This window comes from Thalassoglobus sp. JC818 (assembly GCF_040717535.1).
Taxonomy (GTDB): Bacteria; Planctomycetota; Planctomycetia; order Planctomycetales; family Planctomycetaceae; genus Thalassoglobus.
The window spans coordinates 683,028-706,876 of record NZ_JBFEFI010000004.1; the positions used below are offsets into that span (position 1 = coordinate 683,028).

At 53.8% G+C, this 23,849-nt stretch carries 24 protein-coding genes; 15 read left to right on the plus strand and 9 right to left on the minus strand.

The window, feature by feature from the left end; genetic code table 11:
* Positions 1-162: 162 nt before the first annotated feature.
* The gene (gene epmB / locus AB1L42_RS13755) at positions 163-1,218 is read right to left on the minus strand and encodes an EF-P beta-lysylation protein EpmB (RefSeq protein WP_367056405.1); all 1,056 of its coding nucleotides are present in this window, start codon (positions 1,216-1,218) and stop codon (positions 163-165) included.
* Positions 1,219-1,340: 122 nt separating this feature from the next.
* Here epmB and efp point away from each other — a divergent pair, with 122 nt between their 5' ends.
* Positions 1,341-1,913 (plus strand): elongation factor P, encoded by a 573-nt coding sequence (gene efp, locus AB1L42_RS13760; protein WP_367056410.1) that lies wholly within the window; start codon positions 1,341-1,343, stop codon positions 1,911-1,913.
* A gap of 205 nt (positions 1,914-2,118) precedes the next feature.
* Here the strand turns inward: efp and AB1L42_RS13765 are convergent, their stop codons facing one another.
* The 7 genes from AB1L42_RS13765 to AB1L42_RS13795 all read right to left on the minus strand — a co-directional run bounded on the left by AB1L42_RS13765 (position 2,119) and on the right by AB1L42_RS13795 (position 9,000).
* Positions 2,119-2,592, minus strand: a complete 474-nt coding sequence (locus tag AB1L42_RS13765; RefSeq protein ID WP_367056415.1) for a molybdenum cofactor biosynthesis protein MoaE — start codon at positions 2,590-2,592, stop codon at positions 2,119-2,121.
* A 41-nt stretch (positions 2,593-2,633) separates the two neighbouring features.
* On the minus strand, positions 2,634-2,879 hold the full coding sequence (gene moaD, locus AB1L42_RS13770) for a molybdopterin converting factor subunit 1 (RefSeq protein WP_367056420.1): 246 nt from the start codon (positions 2,877-2,879) through the stop codon (positions 2,634-2,636).
* Complete coding sequence (locus tag AB1L42_RS13775; protein ID WP_367056425.1) at positions 2,876-5,812, minus strand: FAD-linked oxidase C-terminal domain-containing protein; 2,937 nt, start codon at positions 5,810-5,812, stop codon at positions 2,876-2,878. The genes moaD and AB1L42_RS13775 overlap by 4 nt, the downstream gene beginning before the upstream one ends.
* A gap of 219 nt (positions 5,813-6,031) precedes the next feature.
* A complete protein-coding gene (locus tag AB1L42_RS13780; protein WP_367056430.1) occupies positions 6,032-6,493 on the minus strand; it encodes a hypothetical protein in 462 nt (153 codons plus the stop codon).
* Between the two features lie 148 nt (positions 6,494-6,641).
* Entirely contained in the window at positions 6,642-7,337 is a 696-nt protein-coding gene (locus tag AB1L42_RS13785; protein WP_367056433.1) for a hypothetical protein, read from the minus strand.
* Between the two features lie 95 nt (positions 7,338-7,432).
* Positions 7,433-8,008 carry a GTP cyclohydrolase I FolE gene (gene folE, locus AB1L42_RS13790; protein WP_367056659.1) on the minus strand — a complete coding sequence of 192 codons (576 nt, stop codon included), beginning with the start codon at positions 8,006-8,008 and terminating at the stop codon, positions 7,433-7,435.
* 113 nt (positions 8,009-8,121) lie between these two features.
* Complete coding sequence (locus AB1L42_RS13795) at positions 8,122-9,000, minus strand: DUF4912 domain-containing protein (protein ID WP_367056438.1); 879 nt, start codon at positions 8,998-9,000, stop codon at positions 8,122-8,124.
* A 299-nt stretch (positions 9,001-9,299) separates the two neighbouring features.
* On the opposite strand from AB1L42_RS13795, the gene AB1L42_RS13800 reads away from it, so the two are divergent.
* From AB1L42_RS13800 to atpC, 11 genes are all read left to right on the plus strand, one after another.
* The gene (locus tag AB1L42_RS13800) at positions 9,300-9,584 is read left to right on the plus strand and encodes an AtpZ/AtpI family protein (protein ID WP_367056441.1); all 285 of its coding nucleotides are present in this window, start codon (positions 9,300-9,302) and stop codon (positions 9,582-9,584) included.
* A 46-nt stretch (positions 9,585-9,630) separates the two neighbouring features.
* Positions 9,631-10,056, plus strand: coding sequence for a hypothetical protein (locus AB1L42_RS13805; protein ID WP_367056445.1), 426 nt, complete (start codon positions 9,631-9,633; stop codon positions 10,054-10,056).
* Positions 10,057-10,079: 23 nt separating this feature from the next.
* Entirely contained in the window at positions 10,080-10,973 is an 894-nt protein-coding gene (atpB, locus tag AB1L42_RS13810; protein ID WP_367056448.1) for a F0F1 ATP synthase subunit A, read from the plus strand.
* Positions 10,974-11,049: 76 nt separating this feature from the next.
* Positions 11,050-11,364: an ATP synthase F0 subunit C gene (locus AB1L42_RS13815; protein ID WP_367056451.1), complete on the plus strand. Its 315-nt coding sequence runs from the start codon at positions 11,050-11,052 to the stop codon at positions 11,362-11,364.
* 78 nt (positions 11,365-11,442) lie between these two features.
* Positions 11,443-12,048 carry an ATP synthase F0 subunit B gene (locus AB1L42_RS13820; protein WP_367056454.1) on the plus strand — a complete coding sequence of 202 codons (606 nt, stop codon included), beginning with the start codon at positions 11,443-11,445 and terminating at the stop codon, positions 12,046-12,048.
* Between the two features lie 126 nt (positions 12,049-12,174).
* Positions 12,175-12,891 (plus strand): ATP synthase F0 subunit B, encoded by a 717-nt coding sequence (locus AB1L42_RS13825; protein ID WP_367056457.1) that lies wholly within the window; start codon positions 12,175-12,177, stop codon positions 12,889-12,891.
* Between the two features lie 26 nt (positions 12,892-12,917).
* Positions 12,918-13,556 (plus strand): ATP synthase F1 subunit delta, encoded by a 639-nt coding sequence (gene atpH / locus AB1L42_RS13830; protein ID WP_367056460.1) that lies wholly within the window; start codon positions 12,918-12,920, stop codon positions 13,554-13,556.
* Complete coding sequence (atpA, locus tag AB1L42_RS13835) at positions 13,507-15,048, plus strand: F0F1 ATP synthase subunit alpha (protein WP_367056463.1); 1,542 nt, start codon at positions 13,507-13,509, stop codon at positions 15,046-15,048. Before atpH ends, atpA begins: the two co-directional genes overlap by 50 nt.
* Before the next feature lie 36 nt (positions 15,049-15,084).
* Positions 15,085-15,954, plus strand: coding sequence for an ATP synthase F1 subunit gamma (gene atpG / locus AB1L42_RS13840; RefSeq protein ID WP_367056466.1), 870 nt, complete (start codon positions 15,085-15,087; stop codon positions 15,952-15,954).
* Between the two features lie 21 nt (positions 15,955-15,975).
* Positions 15,976-17,424: a F0F1 ATP synthase subunit beta gene (gene atpD / locus AB1L42_RS13845; RefSeq protein ID WP_367056469.1), complete on the plus strand. Its 1,449-nt coding sequence runs from the start codon at positions 15,976-15,978 to the stop codon at positions 17,422-17,424.
* Positions 17,425-17,524: 100 nt separating this feature from the next.
* Entirely contained in the window at positions 17,525-17,926 is a 402-nt protein-coding gene (gene atpC, locus AB1L42_RS13850; protein ID WP_367056472.1) for an ATP synthase F1 subunit epsilon, read from the plus strand.
* 285 nt (positions 17,927-18,211) lie between these two features.
* On the opposite strand, the gene AB1L42_RS13855 is transcribed toward atpC, so the two are convergent.
* A complete protein-coding gene (locus AB1L42_RS13855) occupies positions 18,212-20,512 on the minus strand; it encodes a xanthine dehydrogenase family protein molybdopterin-binding subunit (protein ID WP_367056475.1) in 2,301 nt (766 codons plus the stop codon).
* 177 nt (positions 20,513-20,689) lie between these two features.
* On the opposite strand from AB1L42_RS13855, the gene mgtE reads away from it, so the two are divergent.
* The 3 genes from mgtE to AB1L42_RS13870 all read left to right on the plus strand — a co-directional run bounded on the left by mgtE (position 20,690) and on the right by AB1L42_RS13870 (position 23,834).
* Positions 20,690-22,051, plus strand: coding sequence for a magnesium transporter (gene mgtE, locus AB1L42_RS13860; RefSeq protein ID WP_367056478.1), 1,362 nt, complete (start codon positions 20,690-20,692; stop codon positions 22,049-22,051).
* 227 nt (positions 22,052-22,278) lie between these two features.
* Complete coding sequence (locus AB1L42_RS13865; protein WP_367056481.1) at positions 22,279-22,968, plus strand: hypothetical protein; 690 nt, start codon at positions 22,279-22,281, stop codon at positions 22,966-22,968.
* 74 nt (positions 22,969-23,042) lie between these two features.
* The gene (locus AB1L42_RS13870) at positions 23,043-23,834 is read left to right on the plus strand and encodes a metallophosphoesterase (RefSeq protein ID WP_367056484.1); all 792 of its coding nucleotides are present in this window, start codon (positions 23,043-23,045) and stop codon (positions 23,832-23,834) included.
* Positions 23,835-23,849: the final 15 nt, after the last annotated feature.

Below are 23,849 nucleotides of genomic sequence, written 5' to 3' on the forward strand. Positions count from 1 at the left end.
AAAAGGAGGGAGAAGTTATTTTCGATTCATCAAACTGCTGTCACTACAGCACAAGTTGCTCTTTGTGATGAACTGACCTCGACTGTTCTAACAGAGCTTTCGTACTGAAGGCTCGGGCGAGGTCGCTAATACGGGTTCCCACAATACTCAAATGACGTCTCTTTACTCGATCGGCAATTTCGAAAGAGCGCCGGGAACCTCCTGAACATATCTGGGCACAGCATACCCTGGGAGCCGCTTCCTCAGTTCATCGACGAGCTGCTTTCCCTTTTCGATCGGGACTTCGAAATGACTGGCCCCGGAAACCCGATCGAGTTGATGCAAATAGTACGGCATGACGCCGATGTTGGCACAATGCTCACATAAATCAACCAGTGCTTCGACCGAATCGTTGATCCCTCTGAGCAGAACCGCTTGATTGAGAATCGGAATACCGCTTCTTTGAAGCCGCGTCAGCTGATCCAAACAGTCTCCCTGAAGCTCATTTCGATGGTTGGAATGGATCACCATCACAACCTTGAGTCTGGTGTTCCGCAAAGTTTCAATCAATTCCGCTGTGATTCGGCTCGGAAGTACAACCGGAATTCGCGAGTGAATTCGCAGTCGCTGCACGTGCGGAATTTGTTCGATGCGATCGATCAGCCGCTTGAGTTTGTGATCATTCCAAATGAGCGGGTCGCCTCCGCTCAGAATGACTTCGCTGAGTGTCTCGTCTGCTCCGATCTGTTCAAAAGCTGGTTCCCAGGCGGCCAGGCTTTTTGGAGCAAGGTCATAGGGAAACTCACGGCGAAAACAGTATCGGCAGTGAATTGCACAGGCTCCGTTCAGAACGAGGAGAGCTCGGCCGGAGTATTTTCGTAGAAGCCCCTGCGTCGATTGAGACTGCAAGTCACCTGTCGGGTCGCTGACGAACCCCGCGACAGTCTCTTCCTCATCAGAAGCCGGCCAGACCTGCAATAACAGTGGATCGAACGGGTTACCAACTTCCATTCGCTTGAGAAAACTCTCGGTCACAAGCGCCGGAAACGTCGCAGCTGCTTTCGGGGAGACACTTTCGAGCGACAGACCGAGGCGGGAACAGAGTTCTTCCGGTGTGCGGACGGCGTTGGCCAGTTCCTGCTGCCATGTCGGAGCTGCAGCTTCCGATTGAGATTGCCCAACAGAGGAAACGTGCACTTTCGGATTGAGGGGTGACAACGTTTCCCCAGTCGCTGGCATGTGCTATTCTCCTCCGCAAAATTCGGCTGGTTGACGTTGCATTCAGGTCATCGGATTGATCCTGAGAAATGGTTCCAACTGGCCCGCCGAAGTCAAGTTAGCGATTGAATGGAAAAACTCCAATGCCACAGATTAATGCCGGTGATTTCAAGAAGGGAGTAAAAGTCATTGTCGAAGGGTCTCCTTACGAAATGATCGACTGCAAGTTCGTCAAGCCGGGTAAGGGTCAGGCGCTCTACAAAACAAAGCTCCGAAATCTTCTGACCGGCAGTCTGCTCGACATCACCTATCGGAGCGGTGACAGCCTCGAAGCAGCCGATGTGAAAAACGCAGACGGCTTGTATTCTTACTTCGACGGCTCCAGCTACATTTTCATGGACAACGAAAGCTTCGAGCAGGTCAGCCTGGCTCAAGAAGTTGGCGAAGAACAACTTCGGTTCGTCAAAGAAGGGGAACCGTGCGGACTCTTGTACTGGAACGAACAGCTCATCAGTGTCACTCCTCCTAAGCATGTCATTCTGGAAGTGACCTACACAGAGCCAGCCGCCAAAGGCAACACAGCGACTAACGTCACCAAGCCAGCAAAAGTTGAAACCGGTGCGGAGATCCAGGTTCCCGCCTTCATCAGCGAAGGTGAGCGCGTCCGTATCGACGCTGAAACCGGCAAATACATGGGACGAGAAGCTGCCGAGTAGGGCGTTTCGACTTTCCCAGTGCGATTGAATTGCTTGCTCAACATGGTCTTCGTTTAGTTCGCGTTTGCGAATTCGCGAAGACCATTTTTCGTGTACGCTGACGAAAGAGCATTATCTGATTTGGTGTTCACTCACTCGCACGAGCAACCCCGGCTTTGAATTGATGAAGGAGTTCAAGCGAGTGCACCGGACAGAGCAACTTGCTCTATGCGTCGGGAGCTTCGCTGGCAGGCAGACCGGCGTCAGCGCCCGGATGGACCCACTCAGTTGTTCCATCGACCCAGTTCTCGCGTTTCCAGACTGGAACTCGCACCTTCAGTTCATCGATCAAATACTGCCCGGCGGCAAACGAGTCACCACGGTGAGGCGTGCTGACTCCCACGACGACACTCGCTTCCGCGAGTTCGAGTCGTCCGGTTCGATGAATCACCGCGACTTTCTGTATCGGCCATTTCTCTTTGGCTTCGGACGCGATCTCTTGCATCTTCGCAATCGCCATCTCCGGATAAGCTTGATAGTCCAGAGCTACCGTCTGTCGTTCGCCGGTCATTTCGCGCACTGTTCCGAGGAACAAGACAACAGCTCCCGCAGAACGTGTGGTGACGAACTCCTGAACTGCGGCAACGTCGATCGGTTGATCGACCAGTTCGATCCAGCAATCGCTCTCTTTGAATGACATCTCACGAAACCCTGTCAGTGATTTGGTAACTCACGCGTGGCTTACCCTCCGCTCACTGGAGGAAAACAAGCAACCTCCGCGTTGTCTGGAATGATATCTCCGTCTTGCACATAGTTGTTGTTGACCGCGACGAGGAGTTGTTTCGACAGAAGTTCCAGCTCGGGAAACCGCTGCGTCAGCGCGACTTTAAACTGAGCGACTGTCGGATTCTCGTCAAATTCCAAATCTGTCGATGATGTCCCGGCGAGTTCCGATGCACGAGCAAAGAGGAGGACGGAAACAGTCATGTGGTCAGCAATCGTTTGTTGCGAGAGGGCGTCAATTTGTTCTTGAGCGATGGCATTAAACCGTAAGCAAGTGCCATCAATTTTAATGGGTGAAGTGTCGGAACCGAAGACTCCTGCAACATTTGAAACTGACAGCTGCTGCACTCCGTCGCGCCGAACTCCAGATCATCCCGCTGCATTTCCAGAATCAACTCGCTTCCGAACTCTAAAGACCTCTCAAAGTTCGTCGCCGTCATTCCGAAAGTTCCTGCCATTCCGGAACATCCCTTTTCGATCTCTTCGATGGTCAACTCCGGGATTAATCGCAACAGCTCGACGAGCGGATTCGACGGGTTCAGGTACCGTTGATGACAGGGTGTGTGATGAACGACGCGATGCGGAAACGGCGAGAAGTCCTTCTTCAGTTCACCGCGATGATGAAGCTGTTGAAGAAACGTCCCAGCATCAATTGTTTGTTCTGCGACAACCAGTGCATCGGGATGATCAAGCAGTCGCGGATACTCTTCCTTCAGGCAGACAGCGGCAGTCGGTTCTGTGCAAACGATTTGTTTGCCTTCCCGTGCTGCCTCACCCAAGACACTAAGATTGATCTCGGCAAGCTCACGGGCTGCATCGAGATCGCCAGCACAAATCATCGCCATTCCGCTCGCGACCTGTTCTTTGGGCACAAGTACGGGAATGCAGTTGTGATCGAGAATCCGAACAAACGCTTCTGCGAGTTCTGTATCGTGGAAGTTCGCAAAGTAATCGACAAAGTAGACGACGTTCGCTTTCTCTGTCAGTTGATCCTGACTCTGCCGTTTCGACGACGAGGAACTCTTGAGGAATTGTCTGCGTGCGAATTTGGGCAACCGACGTGATTGCGAGATCCCCAGCAGTTTTTCGATGAGCCATCTCATCATGGAATTGCCGAGCGACCAGTTTGCGAGCGGAGAAATCGCCACTCCTAACCGGCCGAACGAATGTGCTCGCGACAAATACCAGTCGGCTCGGGAGAGTCCGTTCGCATTCACACACTGAGCTTTGGCCTCGATGGCGAGTGCCGGGATGTTGACATTCGATGGGCATTCGAGATGACACTGCTTGCAATTGAAACAGCTGTCCGCGAGTTCTTTGGCTTCGTCAGTTGAAAAGGCTTTGGGATCGAGAGAGTTCGTCACTAGCGACCGAACCAGATTCGCCTTCGCACGCGGCGAATTCGCTTCCAGCGGATCAACAGCGAAGAAAGGACACATACGTGTTGAGTCGTTGACAACTTTGCAGCTGCCGCATCCGTTGCACCGCAATAGTTCGTCGACGATTTCTTCGTTTCGCCAGTTCAATTGCAGATTAACAAGCGATGACGGTTGCGGCTTGGGGTCGGGATTGATGCGGAGATCCCGGATGGTCAGATGCGGATCGTCGTTCAGAATCTTTCCGGGATTCATCAGGTTGTGAGGATCAAACAGATCTTTGACTTCCTGAAAAACCCGATAGAGCGGACCATACTGGCTGCGAACGAAAGCAGTTCGGGCGAGTCCGTTTCCGTGCTCACCGCTGACCGTTCCGCCGAACTGAAACACCGTTTCATAGAGATCCCGCGAAAGCGATTCGAGAACCGGGCTGTTTTCGTTATTCGGAATTGGCAGAAAGGGGCGGAAGTGAATCTGCCCGGAAGCAGCATGTGCGTACAAGCTGGCTGTGACCCAATACTTCTGAAAGATCCGTTGGGCCTTCGTCAAGAATTCATGCAGGCATTCGGGAGGAACAGCGATGTCTTCGATCAAGGGGAGGGGACGGGTCAGGCCGCGAAGTCGAGTCAGCAGCGGGACGACTCGATACGGAAGCGACCAGAGCGAATCGACTTCTCGATCGTCGTAGCATTCTTTAGCAACATAGACCTGAGAATCGATTGACCGGGCTGCGCTCATGACGTCGCGCAACCGGTCGCGAACCTGTCGCTCGCTGTACCCAGTCTGTTCGACGAGAACCGCTGCTTCGGCTTGCTCGGGGATCAGTTTTGAAAGATCTTCGTCGAATTCTCTCGCCAGAGAGAGCAGGCGACGATCCATCAAGTCGCACGCACTGGGCTGCAACGGAATGATTTTCTGAATCGCACGGACGGAGGACTCGATGTCTTCAAACAGTAGAAGTGCGACACCGCGCTGTTCCGGGCGGGGCGAGATGTGAAGTGTCGCTTCGGTGAATAGCCCGAGTGCTCCTTCAGAGCCGACGAGCAGTCGGGGCAGATCGAGTTCGTTTTCTTCCAAAACTCCGCGCAGCTGAAAACCGGAGCAGTTACGAATGAGCGGCGGTTGCCGTTCGCGAATGAGGCCCTCGTGTGTTTGCAAAAGGAGCGCGAGTTGATGGACGAGTTCTTCTTCGACTCCCGGTTCCGGAATCGCCAGAACGTTCTCGTATCGGCGTGCTTCGAAGACCGTTCCGTTCGCTAGAACTGTTTGAATGCGCTGAACGTGGTCTCGCATCGATCCCACACGGACAGCATGAGAACCGGCAGCATCAACAGCCAGCATGCCTCCAATCGTGGTGACCGCAGTGTTGGACGGGTCGGGCGGGAAATACATGCCCCGGTCGCGAAGAGCTTCGTTCAACTGATCGCGGACAACTCCTGCCTGAACACGAACCGTGGAGTCATCAACAGCCAGAATCCGATTCATATGCCGCGAGAAATCAACGATCAGCCCGCGGCCGAGACATCCTCCTGCGAGTCCGCTTCCTGCTCCTCTAGGAATCAGCGGGACGTCGTTTTCCGAAGCGTACTGACAGAGCAGAACAACATCTTCCGTTGAGTGCGGAAGGGCGACTCCCAGCGGAAGGATCTGATAGATGCTGGCATCACAAGAATAGATTTCGCGCGCAGCTGCGTCGAAGCGAAGTTCCCCACTGAACTCGCTTTTCAAATCATCCAGAATTCGTTGTTGTTGTTCGTCCAAAGTGGGTCAATTCGAAGCATTTCCAACGGGAGCAAGATTCTATCGAATGTCGTCTGCTGTCGCGGATCTGAGTCGAAGACCTGCTTCCACTGTTCGTCATTCTGTCCCGATAGTCTGCCCGGCTGATTTCCAGGGTTGGCTCAGATCTGTTCAAGATGTGTCTCGAGAGTCGCAGATGTTGGCACGCCTCCCTGTTGAAGTGAAGTGTCCACGTTGGGATTACTGGGAGGCTTTCAGACGAATCTCTTCCTGTCGATACTTTTCAGCGAGTTCATGATCGAATGCCTTATGGCCGGTGACGTCGATCCCGTGATGCTTGGTTCGACACCGGTAGCAGACGAGAACGTCGGGCATGACGACGTACAGAACCATATCCAGTACGGCGAATGCCATCAGAATCGAAATCGCGAGGATCGGTCGATAGTACATCCATGCGATGCTGCTGATCAGTGCCGCCAGTGCCACAAATCCCAGACCAACTGCCTGGGAAAAATTCTTCTGCCTCCACAAATCCTCGTTGCCGCAACGGAGACACTGATTCGGCGGAGAATTGTCCTGTGGAACAGAGACGGGCACGTCGCGAACCCAGTCGCAATAGCCACACTGCAGCGTGGCCGCTTCGGACAATTCCGGCGACTGATTGAGTGCATCACACTTGGGGCAATGGTAAGTCAAATACATGAGACCGAACATGTTACGTGGATGGAATGCCAATGAAAAGCTGTGTGGTGTTTACTTCATCAGACATTCGTTCAATTGACAAAACAATCGGACTCGAGAACGAGTCACCCTGAATAGACACATCAGGAAAGCAAAGCCGATTCCTGCTTCACATCAGAGAAGAAACGAGGCCAGCCAGAGCGACGTGTTGATCGGAAGTGGAAAGCAATCTCGCTGCCATTTCTCCCATGAACACGAGGATTGTCGCTGCATACAGGACTCCAGTGGCAGACTGAGTGTTTCGGTACTTGAGAATTCTTTGCGTGAGAATTCCGAGAATCAATGGTCCCAGCAACCCCACCCAACGAAGGATTAGCAGCCCCGAATCATTCAATGAAAAGCTGCCTGCGGATGATGAATTGACTGTTGCCACGACGACGATCCGAAACAGGACACTCGCCAGAAAGAACTGGTTGAATCGAGTCAACGGAGCCAACGACATCCCGGTCGCTGTCAGATACCAGTGCCCGAGGAGCATGGCCGCTGTCGTTGACCCGAACAGCATCGCTGAACTGGCTGCATCGAGCACGGGCGGAATTGCGTCGACCAGGTTAGAAGATGCACTTCTGCCAGCGACGACGAAAATCAGGAACAGCCACGAACAAGCTGCAATCAACCCGCCAAAAATCGCACCGACACGCCTTCGCTCGAGCGTCCAATAGAACGATCCGAAGAACGACAAAATTCCGCAGACGACTCCAAAGATGGCCATGCTGCTCGCGGCAGGGTTTTCCCCGTCAGCGGCTGCAGGCATTTGGCCAGAGGTCAAAAACGCCAGCACACTCAGCCCCAACGTGATCAGCATCTGAATCCGAAAGAATCCAGACGTGATGAGAGACTGGGGCGCCAGACACCAGACGAGAGAGAGCCCACAAATCAATTTAAGAGAGAATTCGGGAATCATTTCTTGCCGTTGATCAACGCCATCGCTTCTGCACGACTCGATTCGTTCTTGCGAAACAATCCGCGAACAGCACTCGTGATCGTCACAGAACCGGGTTTGCGGATTCCGCGGATGGACATGCACGAATGTTCCGCCTCAAGCACCACGATCACACCTTTCGGCGCCAGTTGATCTTCGAGGAGATTCGCGATCGTTTCCGTCATGCGTTCTTGAACCTGCGGGCGTCGCGAGACTTCTTCCACAATGCGTGCAAGTTTGCTCAATCCGACAACGCTTCCTCTCGGAATGTAGCCAACGTGGGCGACTCCGAGGAATGGGAGCAGGTGATGTTCACACATGCTATTGAAGCTGATGTCGCGAACAAGCACGAGTTCGTCGTAGGTCTCGGTGAAGACCTTCTTCAGGTGACGACCGGGATCGAGATGCAACCCGCTGAACAACTCCGCATACATCTTCGCTACGCGAGAAGGGGTTTCGAGAAGCCCTTCTCGATCGGGATCTTCCCCGACAGCAGCCAGAATTTCACGAACGGCAGCTTCGATCCGAGGGTGATCGACGGAGAATGACGGAATTTCTTCTGAATTGGATTCGGCTTCTGACTTCGACACGGATACTCACTTTCCTGACTCAACAAGTGCGTGATGCGATATTGTAGAGAGGTGAGTGCCGAAAGTTGCCTGGACGTTCACTCTTTTGTCGATTTTCGCGAACCCGGGGAAATGTGTTCCACTTCCAGGTAATGGACATTCGAATCGACAGCGACGACTGCTCTCTGCCGCTGACTTCCACATTCGACGACGACCGGAATGACGACTCTGCCGTTTTCGAGCGGCCGACTCCAGTAAAAGACCCCTTCGTCAGCGTGGACTTGCACTGCTTCTCCGTCGACGATGGCGGAACAGGGCGTCCCGACATCTCCTTTGAGTGACAGCTCTCCGGAAATCCTCAGCCGCACATCTCCGTTCCGGTCAGGTGCCAGAAATTCGACCTGATTGCCAGCTGAGTCTTCACCTCCGAGCGGAGTCAGGTCCTTCTGATTTTCGGGGACATCAACTTCTGACGATTGCAGGAGTGAGAAGAACTTCCGATCGCCTGCTCGATAGCCCAGCTCCAGCTTCCAGGCCAGGGTTTGGTCATCCAACTCGACAAACCATTTTCGAGCCCCCGAAGGAAGCGAAATATCCTTCACAAGCTCGCGCGATCGAGGGCCAGAATCTTCGTGTTGAACTCGGAACAGACGCAGGACTAAGACGGAACGATGCCAGTCCTCCTTCATGGCAGCCGCTGCCCGCTTCAATGTCTTCATCGAAACCGACCATGTCGCCGACAACCAGAAGGGAGCGACTTGCTGGACTTCGAGAGAGTCTTCGTCTTCGGAATCGACCAATTGAGTGCTTGCCCCCTGAGACGCTTTCTTCACTTCCTCGATCAGTTCATCCTTCTTTAAACGTGAGTGACCGCTGAGCTCCAGCTGACTCGCGAGATCACGCAACTCGACCATCGTCATCTTCTGCAATTCTGCTGTCTGATACGGCCCAGCATTTCGTGAAACTCGGCGTGGCATGAACGGGTCCTCCCAGAAGCTCTCCGCTTGGATTCTCAGCAGCAGGAATTCCAATTCCGTCAGCAAAAGCGATTACACGACGCGTCGCGACATGAACAGCACCCCGAATCCGGCGAAAAAACAGTCAAACGGCAATGCACTCTAAATTCATCCACCATTTATGATATCACCAGAAATGGGGATTCTGCCACCGGTCGACGTGAACGCTTTGACTTGAGTTGTCTACGGAAGTAGACTCCGCGCGACGATTTCGCGAGGTGGTGACCCCAATAACCCTTTTCGGGAAAGGTGTTTCCATCGTGAGGCCAAACAAATCTTTTGTTCCTGTCAAGTTCCTCTACTGGTCGTCACAGATCACAACGATGTCTCTCGAAATGGGGCTTCTGATCGGTGTCGGTTACTGGCTGGATTTGAAGTACGGAACAAGCCCCGGCTTTCTCCTCGGTGGATGCGGACTCGGGTTACTGGCCGTTGGCTGGCAACTCTTCCGACTGGTCCGCTCTGGAATGAACGGGGTCCTGGCAGGGAAATCTCAGCGAACTCCCAAGACAGAATCAGCTTCACGTTCCGAGTCGGACAAGTGACTCGCAAACGATAAGATGAACAAGAGAGATATAAGGTTGTGAAACCTTGGAGGCACGACAGCAATCATTCAAAGAATTTCTTCGAAATGAATTGCTGCTCCTGGGAGCCATGATCATCGCCGGCGCAGCTTGTGGGTTTTCGACACAGGGACTGGTGTTGCTCGGCGTCCACGAGGGATCGGGGTTCAACGACTCAATTGTCGCGACACTCGTGGCAATTCCCGCTGGACTTTTTTCGTTGTGGATCTTGCATCGACACGGCTCCGGTGCGGGAGCCATCCTCTCCATGACACTGCTCAGGTTGGGGATGACGATGGCACTGGCGGGGTTAGCAGCCTGGAAGTTTCCCAGTTTGAAAACTCTCAGTTTTTTTTTGACAGTGACGGTTGTTTATCTGGCAGGCCTCTTTGTAGAAACGTGGCTCGCTTGGAAAACTCTTCAGGATTCTGTTCCTACAGAATCGGACTCCTGATCAAACCTTGAAGACTCGCGGACATGCTAGCCAGTCACGGGACATTCCATCACGTATACGACTTCACGGAGTTCCATCTCCCGTTCGGAATTCACATTCCGTTGCCGGAGATCATGGGAATCCAGTTGACGAAGTATATGGTCTTGCAGCTGGTCGCTGCAGGCCTTGCCATTATCATCTTTCGGGGCGTCGCAACCCGAGCCAAAGACGGACATCCCGTCTCCGGATGGTTCTGGAATTTCTGGGAAATGCTCGCCCTTTACATTCGGGACAACGTCGTTCGTCCTGTGATTGGCGATCCACATCACCATGAAGGCGACGATCACTCTCATGTCGGGACCTACCCGACTGATTCGCACGGCGATCACGCTGAGCCTGACGGAGTGACTCATCCCGCAGACAAGTACCTTCCGTTCTTGTGGTCCTGCTTCTTCTTCATCCTGTTCTGCAACCTGCTCGGGGCCTTCCCGTGGTTTGGTTCAGCGACCGCAAACATTAATGTGACCGGTGCATTGGCACTGACTGCGTTTATCGCCACATTTATTTACGGTGCCCAATTGCATGGGCCTGTCGGATTCTGGACACACATGGTGCCAAACATTGACGCACCGGGTGCTGTCAAAGTTCTGCTGGTTCCTATGATCTTTGCGATCGAGGCTGGTGGGCTCTTCATTAAGCACGGCGTTCTTGCTGTGCGACTTTTTGCAAACATCATGGGCGGTCACACAGTGATCGCTGTGATTTTGGCCTTCATCGCCGATGCGGCGACGAGCGGGGCCTGGTTTATCGTCACACCGGGAAGTCTTCTCGGACAGATTGGTGTGGGACTGTTGGAGTTGCTGGTCGCGTTTATTCAGGCCTACGTCTTCACCTTCCTCTCGACGATTTTCATCGCACTGTCGCTGCACGAGCACTAATCGCTTGTCGGCATTATGAGTTAGTTTCTGTTCAATTGAATTCAGTTTCGAATTCACCCCTATGAGGAGATGTCAAGTGTCTCGCGTTTTTCAAGTCGTTTGGTGTGCAGCTATCGCTGTCTTGTTCTTCGCGGCTCCTGCAGTGGCTCAAGAAGCTACCGTTAAACAGCCACTCATTGACCTGACTCCTGCCTTCGGTGCAGGTCTGGTCATGATCGCTGCCGGATTCGGAATCGCAAAGATCGGTGCTGCAGCTGTTGAGAGCATGGCTCGCCAGCCAGAAGCTGCCAAAGACATCAGCGGTGGTATGCTTCTCGCAGCCGCTCTGATCGAAGGTGCGACATTCTTCGCCCTGATCGTTTGTATCCTCGGAATCGTCTTTGCAGGCTAGTTCTGCACTCTGAGCGAGTGTTTTTGAGACCGTTTCCTGTTTCTAGGTGTCGACGTGTGTGACTGCCTGAAGTTTGTAATGTGCCTGACTCTCTGCCTGGGAGTTGGTGCGCCAATTGGATTTGCTGCGGACTCTCCAGATCCTGGAGAAGACCATGCTTCGAGTGGACATTCCACAGAGCATGCGAGTTCCGGAGCAGAGGAAGATCCAATTACGTCGCTGCTCTTTCCGAAAGAGCCGAATTACAACCTTCCCCCTGTGCAGCCTAAGCTCGACATCTTCCTGTGGACACTTGTTGTGTTCGGCGGGTTCATCTTCATCATGCGAGCAGTTGCCTGGAATCCATTGATCAAGGGCCTGAACGCGAGAGAAGGTCGAGTCGTTAACGCTGAACGCGAAGCCAAAGCTGCTCTGCTTGAAGTTGAGCGGCTGAGAACCGAGTCGGAAGCCCGACTCGCACAAGTTCAGGAGCAAGTGAAATCAGTCATCGCCTCCGCGAGGTCTGAAGCAGAAACGCAGAAACAAGAGATTCTCGCTCAAGCAGAACAGGAATCGAAGCGAATTCGAGAGGAAGCGCTGCGAGCGATTCGTGAAGCCCAGGAATCTGCACTCCAGACACTGGATGAACGGGTCGACGAACAGGTCGGACTTGCAACGGAACACGTTGTCGGTCGTCGGCTCTAATCAATTTGCAGCCAATCATTGAACCATCGAGTGGGAACCGGACCTTCTTCGGAAGACCGGAATCAGGTGTGAGGTCGTCTTTTGAACGTCCGTGAGAATCACAAATTGTTCGTCCAGTCACTTCGTATGGCGTGGATTCTGGCACTGACCTGTGCCCTGACAGCTGGCCCAGTGAATTCGGCCTACAGCCAGGACGCTGAGTCCGGAGAGGCTCATTCAGAAGCCGCTCACGAAAGCCACGATGCACAACACGAAGGTGATCATGCCGACGGTGACCATGGCCATGATGAGGCAGGCCACGGACATGATGATCACGGTGCCGGACACGGGACCGGGCATGGCGATGAACATGCCGCTCCGTCGATCTGGGAAGACCTTTCGTTCTGGTCAATCATCGCGTTTGCAGGTTTCTGCTTCGCAATTGGAAAACTGGGAATCTGGGACTGGATGCTGACCAGCATGTCAGACCGAGAGGCTCAGGAGCAGGAAACCATTTCTGTTGCGGAACGTCATCTGTCGACTGCACGTGAAACTCTCAACAAGTATCGCGGTCAGCTCGAAGCAATGGACGAAACCGTGGCAGAGACCCTCGCGGAAGCCAAACGAGACGCCGACCACACTCGCAATGAGATTGTTGAATTCGCCAATCATGAAGCGGGTTTGATGGTCAAACGGGCTGAGGTTGATATTGACCGGGCACGTGACCAATCCCTGCATCAACTGTTCGAACATCTTGCAGCCCGCGTGGCCGAGGTTTCCGAGCAGCGCGTGCGGAGCAGCTTTAACGATTCGGACCAGGACCGTCTGATCGACGAAACCCTGAACCAAATGGCTGGTAACTAGAAGACGTTCAAGGACTCCCAGGTTTCATGTCCGACTCACAAACAACTCGGCCATCACATGTCTTGGAAGACCCCAGTGCAAAAGCGGTTGCACAGGTCTACGCCACTGCATTCCTGAACGCCGCCGGTCAAGATAAGCAAGCTGAACTCCTCGAAGAGTTCACTTCATTTCACGATGACGTCCTGCAAGCCAACCCTGACTTCGAGCGATTGCTGACAACGGAAGCAACTGGCCCCGAGCAGAAACGCGGTGTCATCGAACGAACCGTCAAACCGTATGCGTCTGAGAAATTTACCAACTTTCTGCTGACACTTGCGAAACACGATCGACTTGAACTTCTCCCGTTAATCCTGAGCGAAGCCTGGCAGTCTCACGAAGAGCAACAGGGACAGGTACGGGTCAAGCTTCGATCTGCAGTTGAACTTACCAGCGACCAGCTGGAGCGTATTAAACAACGGCTGCATGACGCTTTGTCATTTGAGCCGATTCTTATTCCGTCATTGGATCAGGAGCTCTTGGGTGGGCTGGTGATTCAAGTCGGCGACACAGTTTACGATGGTTCGCTGCGCACGCGGTTGCGTGACCTTCGACAGCGACTTCGCGAGAGGTACCTCAATGAAATTCAAAGCGGACGAGATCGCTTCAGTTCTCCAGAAGGAAATTGAAGACTTTCAAGGGCAGGTTCAAACTGCCGAAGTCGGAAAAGTGATCGAGGTTGGCGACGGGATCGCTCGTGTCGTCGGACTCTCGTCTGCAATGGCGGGAGAAATGGTTGAATTCGAAGGAGGCACTCGTGGTCTCTGCTTCAACCTCGAAGAAAATTCCGTCGGTATTATTATTCTCGGCGACTACCTGACCATTCAGGAAGGCGACGAAGTCAAGACCACCGGAGAGCTGCTTTCCGTGCCAGTCGGAGACGCGATGATTGGTCGCGTCATCGACCCACTCGGAAACCCTCTCGACGGTAAAGGCCCGATCGTGACCACCGAGTCCCGACCGGTCGAATATCCTGCACCAGGTGTTGCTGAGCGACAGCCTGTGAAGCAGCCGCTCCAGACAGGGATCAAAGCTGTCGACTCCATGACTCCTATCGGACGTGGACAGCGTGAATTGATCATTGGCGACCGAAAGACGGGAAAAACCGCCGTCGCCATCGATACCATCCTCGCTCAAAAGGGTGGAGATGTGATCTGCATCTACGTCGCTTGCGGTCAGCGTTCATCGAACGTTGCTCAAGTGGTGGAAGCTCTCGAATCCAACGGAGCGATGGACTACTCCATCGTCATTGCAGCGTCCGCAGCCGATCCTGCTCCACTGCAGTACATCGCCCCGTACTCTGGAGCAGCAATTGCCGAACACTTCATGTACCAGGGCAAGCACACGCTCTGTGTCTATGACGATTTGACCAAGCAGGCTCAGGCCTATCGGCAGTTGTCGCTGTTGATGCGACGTCCGCCGGGTCGTGAAGCTTATCCTGGGGACGTGTTCTACTGTCACAGCCGTCTTCTGGAACGGGCAGCGAAACTCAACAATGAACTCGGCGGCGGGTCAATGACCGCACTGCCGATCATTGAGACCCTCGAAGGGGAAGTTTCGGCGTACATTCCAACAAACGTGATTTCGATCACCGACGGTCAGATTTACCTCGAGCCAGACCTGTTCTTCGCTGGTGTTCGTCCCGCGATTAACGTCGGTATTTCCGTTTCTCGTGTGGGTGGTAACGCTCAGACGAAAGCGATGAAGAAGATCTCCGGATCTCTGCGACTCGACCTCGCTGCCTTCCGTGAACTGGAAGCGTTCGCACAGATGGGTACAGAGCTCGACGCTGCCACACAGAAACAGCTCGACCGCGGTTACCGAATGGTCGAATTGCTCAAGCAGCCCCAATACCAGCCACTTCACTTCGCAGACCAGGTCATCTCGATTTACGCCGGTACCAAAGGCTACTTCGACAAAGTGCCTGTCGATCAAGTTGCGAGAGCTGAAAAAGAACTGCTTCAGTTCATCGCAGAAGAAAAGAGCGAAGTGCGTGACGGACTGATCGAGACCAAAGAACTCTCCAGCGATCTCGAAGAGAAGCTGAAAGCAGCTCTTACGGAATTCCAGGGCCGTTTCAAAGCTGATGCTGCGGAGTCCCCAGCTGAGGCCACTGCCTGATTTGATCGCCCTTAGACTGAAGAGTATTGCATAGCAATGGGTAACGCACGAGTTTTAGTGAAGCGCCGGAAGTCGATCCGGAACATTCGCAAGATCACGAGGACGATGGAACTCATCGCCACCTCGCGATTCAAAAAAGCGATGGACCGGGCGGCTGAAGCGGCTGCTTACACCCGCAAGATCAACGAAATCGTTTCTGACCTGTCTCAGGCGGACTTGACCTTCAGTCATCCGCTGCTGAAACAGCCTGCAGAAACGAAGAACGTGACGTTGCTGATTCTCACTTCGAATCGTGGACTCTGTGGGGGTTACAACGGCGGAATCTTGCGTAAGGCCAATAGCCGCATGCGTGAGCTGAAAGCCGAAGGCAAGAACGTCACCGTCGAAGTCTCCGGTAAGCGGGGAATTTCAGCGATGAAGTTTGAGGGTGTCGAAATTGCTGGGTCTTACCAACAATTTGAAGACAAGCCCGCCTTCGACGATGTCAACGAAATCGCCAACCGTTACCTGGCTGATTTCATCAGCGGCAAATTGCATCGGCTCGACGTCGCGTATCAGAGTTTTCAGAGTGCAGCCCGCCAGGCTCCAGTTGTCGAAACACTCCTCCCATTCGGAGACCTCGCAACTGGTACGGAAGAGTCGACCGGCGTCGACTATGAATTCCTGCCGAGCCCGGAGCAGATTCTCGAAGAAATTGTTCCAGCAGCGTTTCGAGCACGTTTTTTCAAGTGTTTCCTCGATGCGGCAGTGGGTGAGCAAATCGCTCGGATGGTGGCCATGAAAGCGGCGACCGAGAACGCTGATGATATGATTCGCAGTATTTCTCAAGAGTACAACCGCGCCCGTCAAACACAGATTACCAGCGAACTGTCCGAAATCATCGGCGGTGCCGCTGCACTTGAGTAACAGCCAGATTGAGAACCGAACATGTCTACAGATACTGCTCAGCATACCGGAAAAATCACGCAGATCATCGGCTCAACTTTTGATGCTGAGTTTGCGGCAGACAGCATGCCGGAGATCTACAATGCTGTCAAAATTGAACAAGAGGTCAAAGGGGTTAAGATCAACTTGACCGGGGAAGTGCAACAGCACCTCGGAAGTGGTCGTGTTCGCTGCGTGGCACTCGGTTCAACCGACGGTCTGGTGCGGGGCATGGACGTTCTCGACACTCAGGCTCCTGTGACTGTTCCCGTCGGAAAAGAGACTCTCGGTCGCGTCTTCAACGTGATCGGCGAAACGATCGACGGTCAAGGCGAGTGCGGAGCCACCGAGCGATGGCCGATTCACCGTGAAGCTCCAAAACTCGACGATCTCTCCTCGAAGACTGAAGTCTTCGAAACCGGGATTAAAGTGGTCGACCTCCTGACACCGTTCGTCCGTGGTGGTAAAGCGGGACTGTTCGGTGGAGCGGGACTTGGTAAGACCGTCATTCTGACTGAGCTGATTGCTCGTATCGCACGTGAACACGGGGGTTACTCGGTGTTCGCGGGTGTGGGTGAGCGAACTCGAGAAGGAAACGACCTTCTCCTCGAAATGGCCGAAGCTCAAATCGGAGACACTGGTCGTTCGGTTCTCTCCCAGACCTGTATGGTCTTCGGACAGATGAACGAACCACCTGGAGCCCGTCTGCGTGTGGCTCTGACCGGTTTGACGATGGCAGAATGGTTCCGTGATCAAACAGGTGCAGACACCCTGTTGTTCGTCGATAACATCTTCCGATTCTCGCAAGCGGGTTCAGAAGTGTCGGCTCTTCTCGGTCGTATGCCTTCTGCTGTGGGATACCAGCCAACACTGGGTACCGAACTCGGTCAGCTGCAGGAACGTATTACATCGACCAAGAAGGGTGCGATCACATCTGTACAGGCTGTTTACGTGCCTGCCGACGATCCAACAGACCCCGCCCCAGCGACGGCGTTCAGCCACCTGGATGCGTTCATCTACCTGGAACGAAAGATTGCGGAAAAGGGGATTTACCCTGCGATCGACCCACTGGCGTCTTCGTCTCGAATTCTCGATCCACAAGTGGTCGGGGAACGACACTACGCCGTTGCTCGTCAGGTTCAACAAATCCTGCAGCGATACCGCGAACTTCAGGACATCATCGCGATTCTCGGTGTGGAAGAGCTTTCAGAAGACGACAAACAGGTCGTGGCACGAGCTCGACGTATCGAGCGATTCCTGTCTCAGCCGTTCTACGTCGCCGAGGTCTTCACCGGGAAATCAGGTAACTTCACCTCACTCGAAGACACCATTCAGTCCTTCGAAGAGATCTGTGCCGGTAAGTGGGATCACCTGCCGGAATCGGCCTTCATGTACGTCGGTGGCGTGCAGGAAGCAGCTGAGCAAGCCGAACGAATGGCTAAAGAAGGTTAAGTCGCCCCGGCGACAGCGGTTTTCGTCAACAAACAGACTTCGCCACGGGTGATCAGCTCGTGGCGAAGTTCCGATAAGTACAAATTCTGGCCCATCGAAAATGATTGCAGGCACCGAACTTCGACTTGTGCTGGTGACCCCAGAAAAGACGCTGCTTGACCAGCCAGTCAAGACATTGCGTTTCCCTCTGTTCGACGGACAGATTGGAGTGCTCCCCGGACGCGCCCCTCTCGTTGGTCGATTGGGTTCTGGTGCACTGCGAGTTGAAACGACTTCGGGCTCTGAAACGTTTTACATCGAAGGCGGGTTCGCTCAGATCAAAGGCTCAGTCGTCACACTTCTGACAAATCGAGCCTTGCCAGCTGGGAAAGTTGACCCCGCGAAAGCTGACGAAGAATTGCAGGCCGCGTTGGCACTTGTCCCAACTGACGAAGCGGGATTCGCTGCCAAAGACGAAGCTGTCAATCGTGCTCGCGCGATGAAAAATCTCGGACGCCGCTAAGAAGTCCGATGCATTCCAGTGACGATGAGACATCGTCGTCGCTCTATCTCGTGATGCCTCGGAGTGAATGATCTGAACAATCTCGCTTCGACGCGGAATCGATCTGTATTCTTCAAGACCGCGAGTGAATCACGAACCAAGAATGCGCCGTGCGGCGTGATGCATTCGCATTTTCAACGAGCACGCTCGTTGGGTTCATTCTTCTGTTTGTATGCGTTCCACCTAACCGAACTCAGCCTTCATCGAAGAAGAGGCTGAGCGATTTGGGGAATCTCATCGAGCTCTCTACTTCTTTAGAATCTCGTGAAGAACTCTTGGTGGCGACATGGGCAACTCATGCATGCGAACACCAATGGCGTCATACAGTGCGGAGTTGAGTGCTGCCGGCGGTGGACAGATTGGGACTTCGCCAACGCCTCGTACACCGTAAGGATGATCAGGATTGGGCACTTCGACGATGATTGTCTCGATGCTTGGAATATCGAAACAAGTCGGCATGCGGTAGTCGAGGAAGTTGGCGTTCGTCAGCAGACCGTCTCGGTTGTAGATGTACTCTTCGTTCAGAGCCCATCCGATTCCCTGAACGGCGCCTCCCTGCATTTGCCCTTCGACGTATGCGGGATGAATGGCTGTGCCCGCGTCCTGAGCAGCTGTGTATCGCAGGATGCGAACTTTCCCCGTGTCCGGATCAGCCTCAAGATCAACACAATGGACTCCGAAGGCGTTGCTCGAAGCTGGTGCGCTGATGCTGGCCGAAGCTGTGATTGACTCTCCAGTCGCGATGATCTTGCCAGCGAGATCTTTGAAGCTGATCGATTGGTTGCCGGGTCCTGAGATCGTTCCGTTGTCTTCATAGCGGACGTCGGTCGTATCACACTCCCAGATTTTTGCCGCTCGGGCACACATCAGTTCTCGAATCTTGATCCCAGCTTCGTAGACCGCCATTCCGGTCGCCAGCGTCACTCGGCTTCCGCCAGTGACGTCGGTGTATCCCACGGAATCCGTGTCAGCGACAATCGGTTGGACGTCTTCTGCGGTGATTCCGAGCGTCTCGGCAAGCTGCATCGCCAGTGAGGTTCTCGTTCCGCCAATATCTGTTGAGCCTTCGACGAGAGTCACTTTTCCATCGGTGTTGACGTTAACAGTGACACTCGATTTGAGTCCAGCATTGAACCAGAATCCGGACGCGATGCCGCGTCCTCGGTTGGGACCTTCGAGCGGAGAATTGTAATGCTCGCTTTCGCGAATGGCGTTCAAGCACTCGACGAGTCCAACACGCGGATAGACCACTCCATCCGGGCGGCGGGTTCCTTCCTGGGCGGCGTTCTCGATGCGGAAGGTCAACTTGTCGACGTTGAGTTGATCGGCAACTTCGTCGATCACAGCTTCAACGGCGAAGGCTGCATTGGTCGATCCGGGAGCACGATAGGCGTTTGTGCGTGGCTTGTTGACACAGACGTCGTAACCTTCGACTCGTGCATTCGGAATGTTGTAGCAAGCGAAAATGCACATGCAGCCCGGGTTGATCGGTGATCCGGGATACGCTCCTGCTTCGTAGGCGAGATAGGCTTCGCCTGCGACAATTTTCCCGTCGCGATTTGCTCCGATTTTGACGCGAATGTAGGAACCCGGAGTCGGTCCGGTCGATTGGAAGACGTCAGTCCGGGACATCGTCACTTTGACTGGTCGCCCCGATTTCTTGGACAACAAAACCGCAACCGGTTGCTCATAGACGGAAATCTTCCCACCGAAGCCCCCGCCAATCTCCTGGGGAACAACTTTGATCCAGGTGAGCGGAATTTCCAGAAGCTCAGCAACTTGCTGACGGACAGTGAAGGCGCCCTGAGTGCTCGTCCAGATCGTGCATCGTCCGTCTCCATGCCAGAGTGCGGTCGATGTGTGTGGCTCGATGTAGCCTTGATGAACGGTCGCCGTTCGGAATTCGCGTTCGACAACGACATCCGCAGCTGAAAAGGCGTCGTCGGGATCACCTTGCTCGTAGAGAAACTTCTCTGCAACGTTCGAAGGTTGATCGGAGATGACTTCCCCGAATTCGACCGTCCGTACGTCGTCATTCAAGACCGCCGCGTCGGGCTTCATTGCTTCGACAACATCGATGACAACCGGCAGTTTTTCGTATTGGACTTCAATCAGCCGAGCTGCTTCTTCGGCGATGTGAATGGTGTCAGCAGCGACAGCAGCAATGGGGTGGCCCTGATAAAGAACTTTGTCTTTGGCGAGGATATTTGCACTCAGGTGTCGGAGATTGACCGCACCCTCTCCGAGTTCTGCGATTCGATCTCCAACTTCGGGAAGATCAGCACCGGTGACGACTGCTCGCACGCCGGGCAAAGCTTCTGCACGCGACGTATCAATGGAGACGATCTTCGCATGGGCGACAGGGCTTCGAAGCACGTAGCCATGCAGCATTCCGGAGAGGCGGACATCGGCGCCGTACTTGGCGCGGCCGGTGACTTTATCCGCTCCATCATGGCGGACCGGACGCGTGCCGATCACCTGATACTCTCGATCATGATGTCTGACGGTCTTCGAGCCGTTGGTCGCGGGGCCTTCTGCAATCGACATTCATTCTCTCCTGAGTGCGGATGGTATCCCAACTTTGTACGAAGAGGCATTTGAACTGGCAAGCTTCAACACTTACTGATGACAGGATTTCGCACGACTGGGGTTATCGCCGATCGATCCGACGCGTGCTATGATGGCCCTCACTTGATTGCGTGAATTCTTCGCGGACCTTTCTCCATGAGCTCTTCAATCTTTCATTCGCTGCTTGAGCCAGACATCGTTCAGATGATTCAAGGGAACGATGAACTCGGCCTGCGCGAGTTTTGCACGGCGCTCTATCCGGGTGTCGTTGCAGAGATTCTGGAAGATATGGAACCGGAGGAAGCATGGAAGGTTCTTAAGCATGCTCCCGCTGCGACACAAGGGGAAATCTTTCCGTTCTTCGACATCAGTTTTCAGATCAAACTCGTCGAACTCGTGGGAGACAAACCTCTCTCGCGGATCATCGAAGAAATGTCAGGCGACGACCGTGTCGACCTCCTCGAGCGGATGGACCCCGACCATGTCGAGACGGTTCTGAGGCTTGTGGCCCAAGCGGAGCGAAGTGACATTCGCAAGCTGCTCTCCTATCCGGAGTACAGTGCTGGCTCGATTATGACGACCGAGTACGCGTCGTTGCCAGCTGATATTTCGGTCAAGGAAGCACTGGAACGACTGCGGGTTCAGGCACCGAGTCGTGAAACGATTTACTACATTTACATTACCGATGAAGGCCGGCATCTGCTGGGGTTTCTGTCGCTTCGAAAACTCATTCTCGCCAAGCCGACAACGCGACTTGAAGAGATCATGCAGCGTGATGTGATTTGCGTGCGAGTCGACGACGATCAGGAACATGTCGCCAACGAGATTGCCCGCTACGACTTTATCGCGATCCCGGTTGTCGACAATCAAAACCGACTCGTCGGGATTGTGACTCACGATGATGCAGCCGACGTCATGCAGGAAGAAGCGACGGAAGACGCCCACCTGCTCGGTGCGGTCCAACCGCTCGAAGACGGGTACGTTGCGACGCCGTTTCTTGAACTGGCCTGGAAGCGTGGAGTCTGGCTGGTGATCCTTCTGTTCGCTGCCTCGATGACAGCGAAAGTTCTTCAATACTTCGATCCCGGAGATGGGGGAACCTGGATGGTTCTCTTCCTGCCGATGGTGCTTGCGAGTGGAGGAAATGCGGGCTCTCAATCCGCAACACTCGTGATTCGAGCACTCGCACTTCATGAAACAGACGGACGTGTTTCCTGGATCGCCTGGAGAGAAGTTCGCATCGGTGCCTTGCTCGGCTCAATCCTGGCGCTGATTTCGTTTGTCGTCGCATTCCTGATGATTGGCATTCAGGCATCTCTTGTTGTGACTTTAACGGTTTTTCTGGTCGTCACGGTGGGAACGTTATCCGGAGCGATGCTTCCGCTCGGACTGAAAAGGCTGGGAATGGACCCCGCGTTCATGTCCAATCCGCTCATCGCTGCACTGAGCGACATGCTGGGAGTGATTATTTACTACTCCACAGCCAATGCGATCGTTCAACTCTTTGCGACAGCCTGAAAGAGGCCTGAAAACTCGTCTCGCATCAAGCGGGGTTTCGAAAGACAATACAATTCACCCGACCTGCGATCGCATCCAGAGCGTATGATATGTGGGACAGCCCGAGGAAATTGCGTTTCCTAAAGACGGGCTAATTCGACGGGTAAAATGGTCCTCGCTTCATTTGCATGCAGATTCGCAGGGACTGATTCGATAGTTGCTTACTTGTTTCAGCAGAGAGGCAGGACATGGTCCGGTCGACTGGTTACAACGGAATCCTTGTACTTCTTCATCTCATCTTCGTCATTCCGGTGAACGCTCAGGGCTCGCGTTCACTGCCCACGGAGACTCGCTCGCTGGACGTGCAAGCGGATCGCGCTCAACAAGAGTACCTGAACTCGCTGTTCGAACTCTCAAAGAATTACGAACAAATTGGTGCGATCGACAAGTCGAAACAAATGCTCAACGCAATTCTGACCGTGATGCCCGAAGCCGAAGCGGTCAAGAAAAAACTTGAGGAATATGATAACGCGGTCTTCGAAGATCAGGTCCGAACATTCGACCTCGACACTTCTTTGGGATGGACACAATCGGGGATTCGCGTTACCAAAGGGAAACCGATTCGCGTTGAAGCGACCGGGAGTTACAAATTCATTGTCAATGCAGACCTTGGCCCCGAGGGTTACGATAGTAACAGCGCCGCTCGTGATCTCGTTCACGGAATCCCCACGGGAGCTTTAATGGCGGTGATTGCTCCGACTTCGGCCCCGAAAGGTTCGAAGAAGAAGAGCCCCGAACTCGAGCCGTTTCTGATTGGAGAGCAAACAGAGTTCGTCCCGGAAGAGTCGGGAACACTTCTCCTGAAAGTGAACACACCTCCACTTGCCAAATGCATTGGCAAACTCAAAATCATACTGAGCGGAAACATTTCTCGATAGTTCTTATCACCGCAAGCGAGGAGTCGTTCTGACTTGATGCTTGAGGATACTGCGTCCATCAAAGAAGGTTCTCAGTGGTTTTTCCTAGAAAGATTGACGGCCCCGTTGCGGTCATTGGCGATATTCATGGACAAGTTGACAAACTCTTGCGGGTCATCGAACAGTTGCGTGAGATGCCCGATTATCAAGAACGATGGATCGTCTTCATTGGCGATCTCGTCGACCGTGGTCCTGACCCGTGCGGTGCAATCGAACTGTTCATTGAGTTGGTCTGCGATCACCCGAAGACAACAATCGTCTCGGGGAATCATGAACTTGCGATGGCTGGCTCTTTAGGTCTGTTCGAAGGAGCAGAAGCCAACCATTGGGGCGAAAGGTGGATCGACCATTACGGTTCAGAACAGACCTTCGCCAGCTACGGAGTCGCAGCAGGGAACCTTCCTGAACTTCGACTCATGACACCGGAGACGCACCTGCAAGTCCTGATGCACGCTCCCTGGATCGTCGAACACCCCGATTACCTCTTTGTTCACTCCGGTCTTGATCCCGAAGAAGGTCTGCAATCACAGCTTGAGACACTTCGCTCGAGGGACTTTCAGCTTCGTCGTCCGGAATGGCTCTGCTCCAAGACACTTCCGTTTCACAGCCCGCCAAGCGAATGCCTGCAGGTAGTCGTTTCTGGCCATGCACATGTGCCGCAGGTGATCTTTGCCAAGAAACGCATTCTGATCGACACGACGGGAGGCAGAGAAGGCAGCCTCAGCTGTGTTTTGCTACCAGAGAATCAAGTCATCAATTCGGATGACTTTTTCGCGCTGCCGCCACGGTTTTCACCGGAGTCGGAAATCGCGGAAGTCGCTCTCTAATTCATTCTCGTCATC

Excerpts from the sequence above, each read along its gene's own strand:
- moaD (WP_367056420.1), bottom strand. The coding sequence starts at position 2,879 with ATGACTGTTTCCGTCCTCCTCTTTGCTCGTGCATCGGAACTCGCCGGG.
- epmB (WP_367056405.1), bottom strand. The coding sequence starts at position 1,218 with ATGCCAGCGACTGGGGAAACGTTGTCACCCCTCAATCCGAAAGTGCAC.
- AB1L42_RS13780 (WP_367056430.1), bottom strand. The coding sequence starts at position 6,493 with ATGTATTTGACTTACCATTGCCCCAAGTGTGATGCACTCAATCAGTCG.
- AB1L42_RS13765 (WP_367056415.1), bottom strand. The coding sequence starts at position 2,592 with ATGTCATTCAAAGAGAGCGATTGCTGGATCGAACTGGTCGATCAACCG.
- AB1L42_RS13785 (WP_367056433.1), bottom strand. The coding sequence starts at position 7,337 with ATGCTGATCACGTTGGGGCTGAGTGTGCTGGCGTTTTTGACCTCTGGC.
- atpH (WP_367056460.1), top strand. The coding sequence starts at position 12,918 with ATGTCCGACTCACAAACAACTCGGCCATCACATGTCTTGGAAGACCCC.
- atpA (WP_367056463.1), top strand. The coding sequence starts at position 13,507 with ATGAAATTCAAAGCGGACGAGATCGCTTCAGTTCTCCAGAAGGAAATT.
- AB1L42_RS13795 (WP_367056438.1), bottom strand. The coding sequence starts at position 9,000 with ATGCCACGCCGAGTTTCACGAAATGCTGGGCCGTATCAGACAGCAGAA.
- AB1L42_RS13825 (WP_367056457.1), top strand. The coding sequence starts at position 12,175 with ATGGCGTGGATTCTGGCACTGACCTGTGCCCTGACAGCTGGCCCAGTG.
- efp (WP_367056410.1), top strand. The coding sequence starts at position 1,341 with ATGCCACAGATTAATGCCGGTGATTTCAAGAAGGGAGTAAAAGTCATT.
- AB1L42_RS13855 (WP_367056475.1), bottom strand. The coding sequence starts at position 20,512 with ATGTCGATTGCAGAAGGCCCCGCGACCAACGGCTCGAAGACCGTCAGA.
- mgtE (WP_367056478.1), top strand. The coding sequence starts at position 20,690 with ATGAGCTCTTCAATCTTTCATTCGCTGCTTGAGCCAGACATCGTTCAG.
- atpB (WP_367056448.1), top strand. The coding sequence starts at position 10,080 with ATGCTAGCCAGTCACGGGACATTCCATCACGTATACGACTTCACGGAG.
- AB1L42_RS13865 (WP_367056481.1), top strand. The coding sequence starts at position 22,279 with ATGGTCCGGTCGACTGGTTACAACGGAATCCTTGTACTTCTTCATCTC.
- atpG (WP_367056466.1), top strand. The coding sequence starts at position 15,085 with ATGGGTAACGCACGAGTTTTAGTGAAGCGCCGGAAGTCGATCCGGAAC.
- atpC (WP_367056472.1), top strand. The coding sequence starts at position 17,525 with ATGATTGCAGGCACCGAACTTCGACTTGTGCTGGTGACCCCAGAAAAG.
- AB1L42_RS13820 (WP_367056454.1), top strand. The coding sequence starts at position 11,443 with ATGTGCCTGACTCTCTGCCTGGGAGTTGGTGCGCCAATTGGATTTGCT.
- atpD (WP_367056469.1), top strand. The coding sequence starts at position 15,976 with ATGTCTACAGATACTGCTCAGCATACCGGAAAAATCACGCAGATCATC.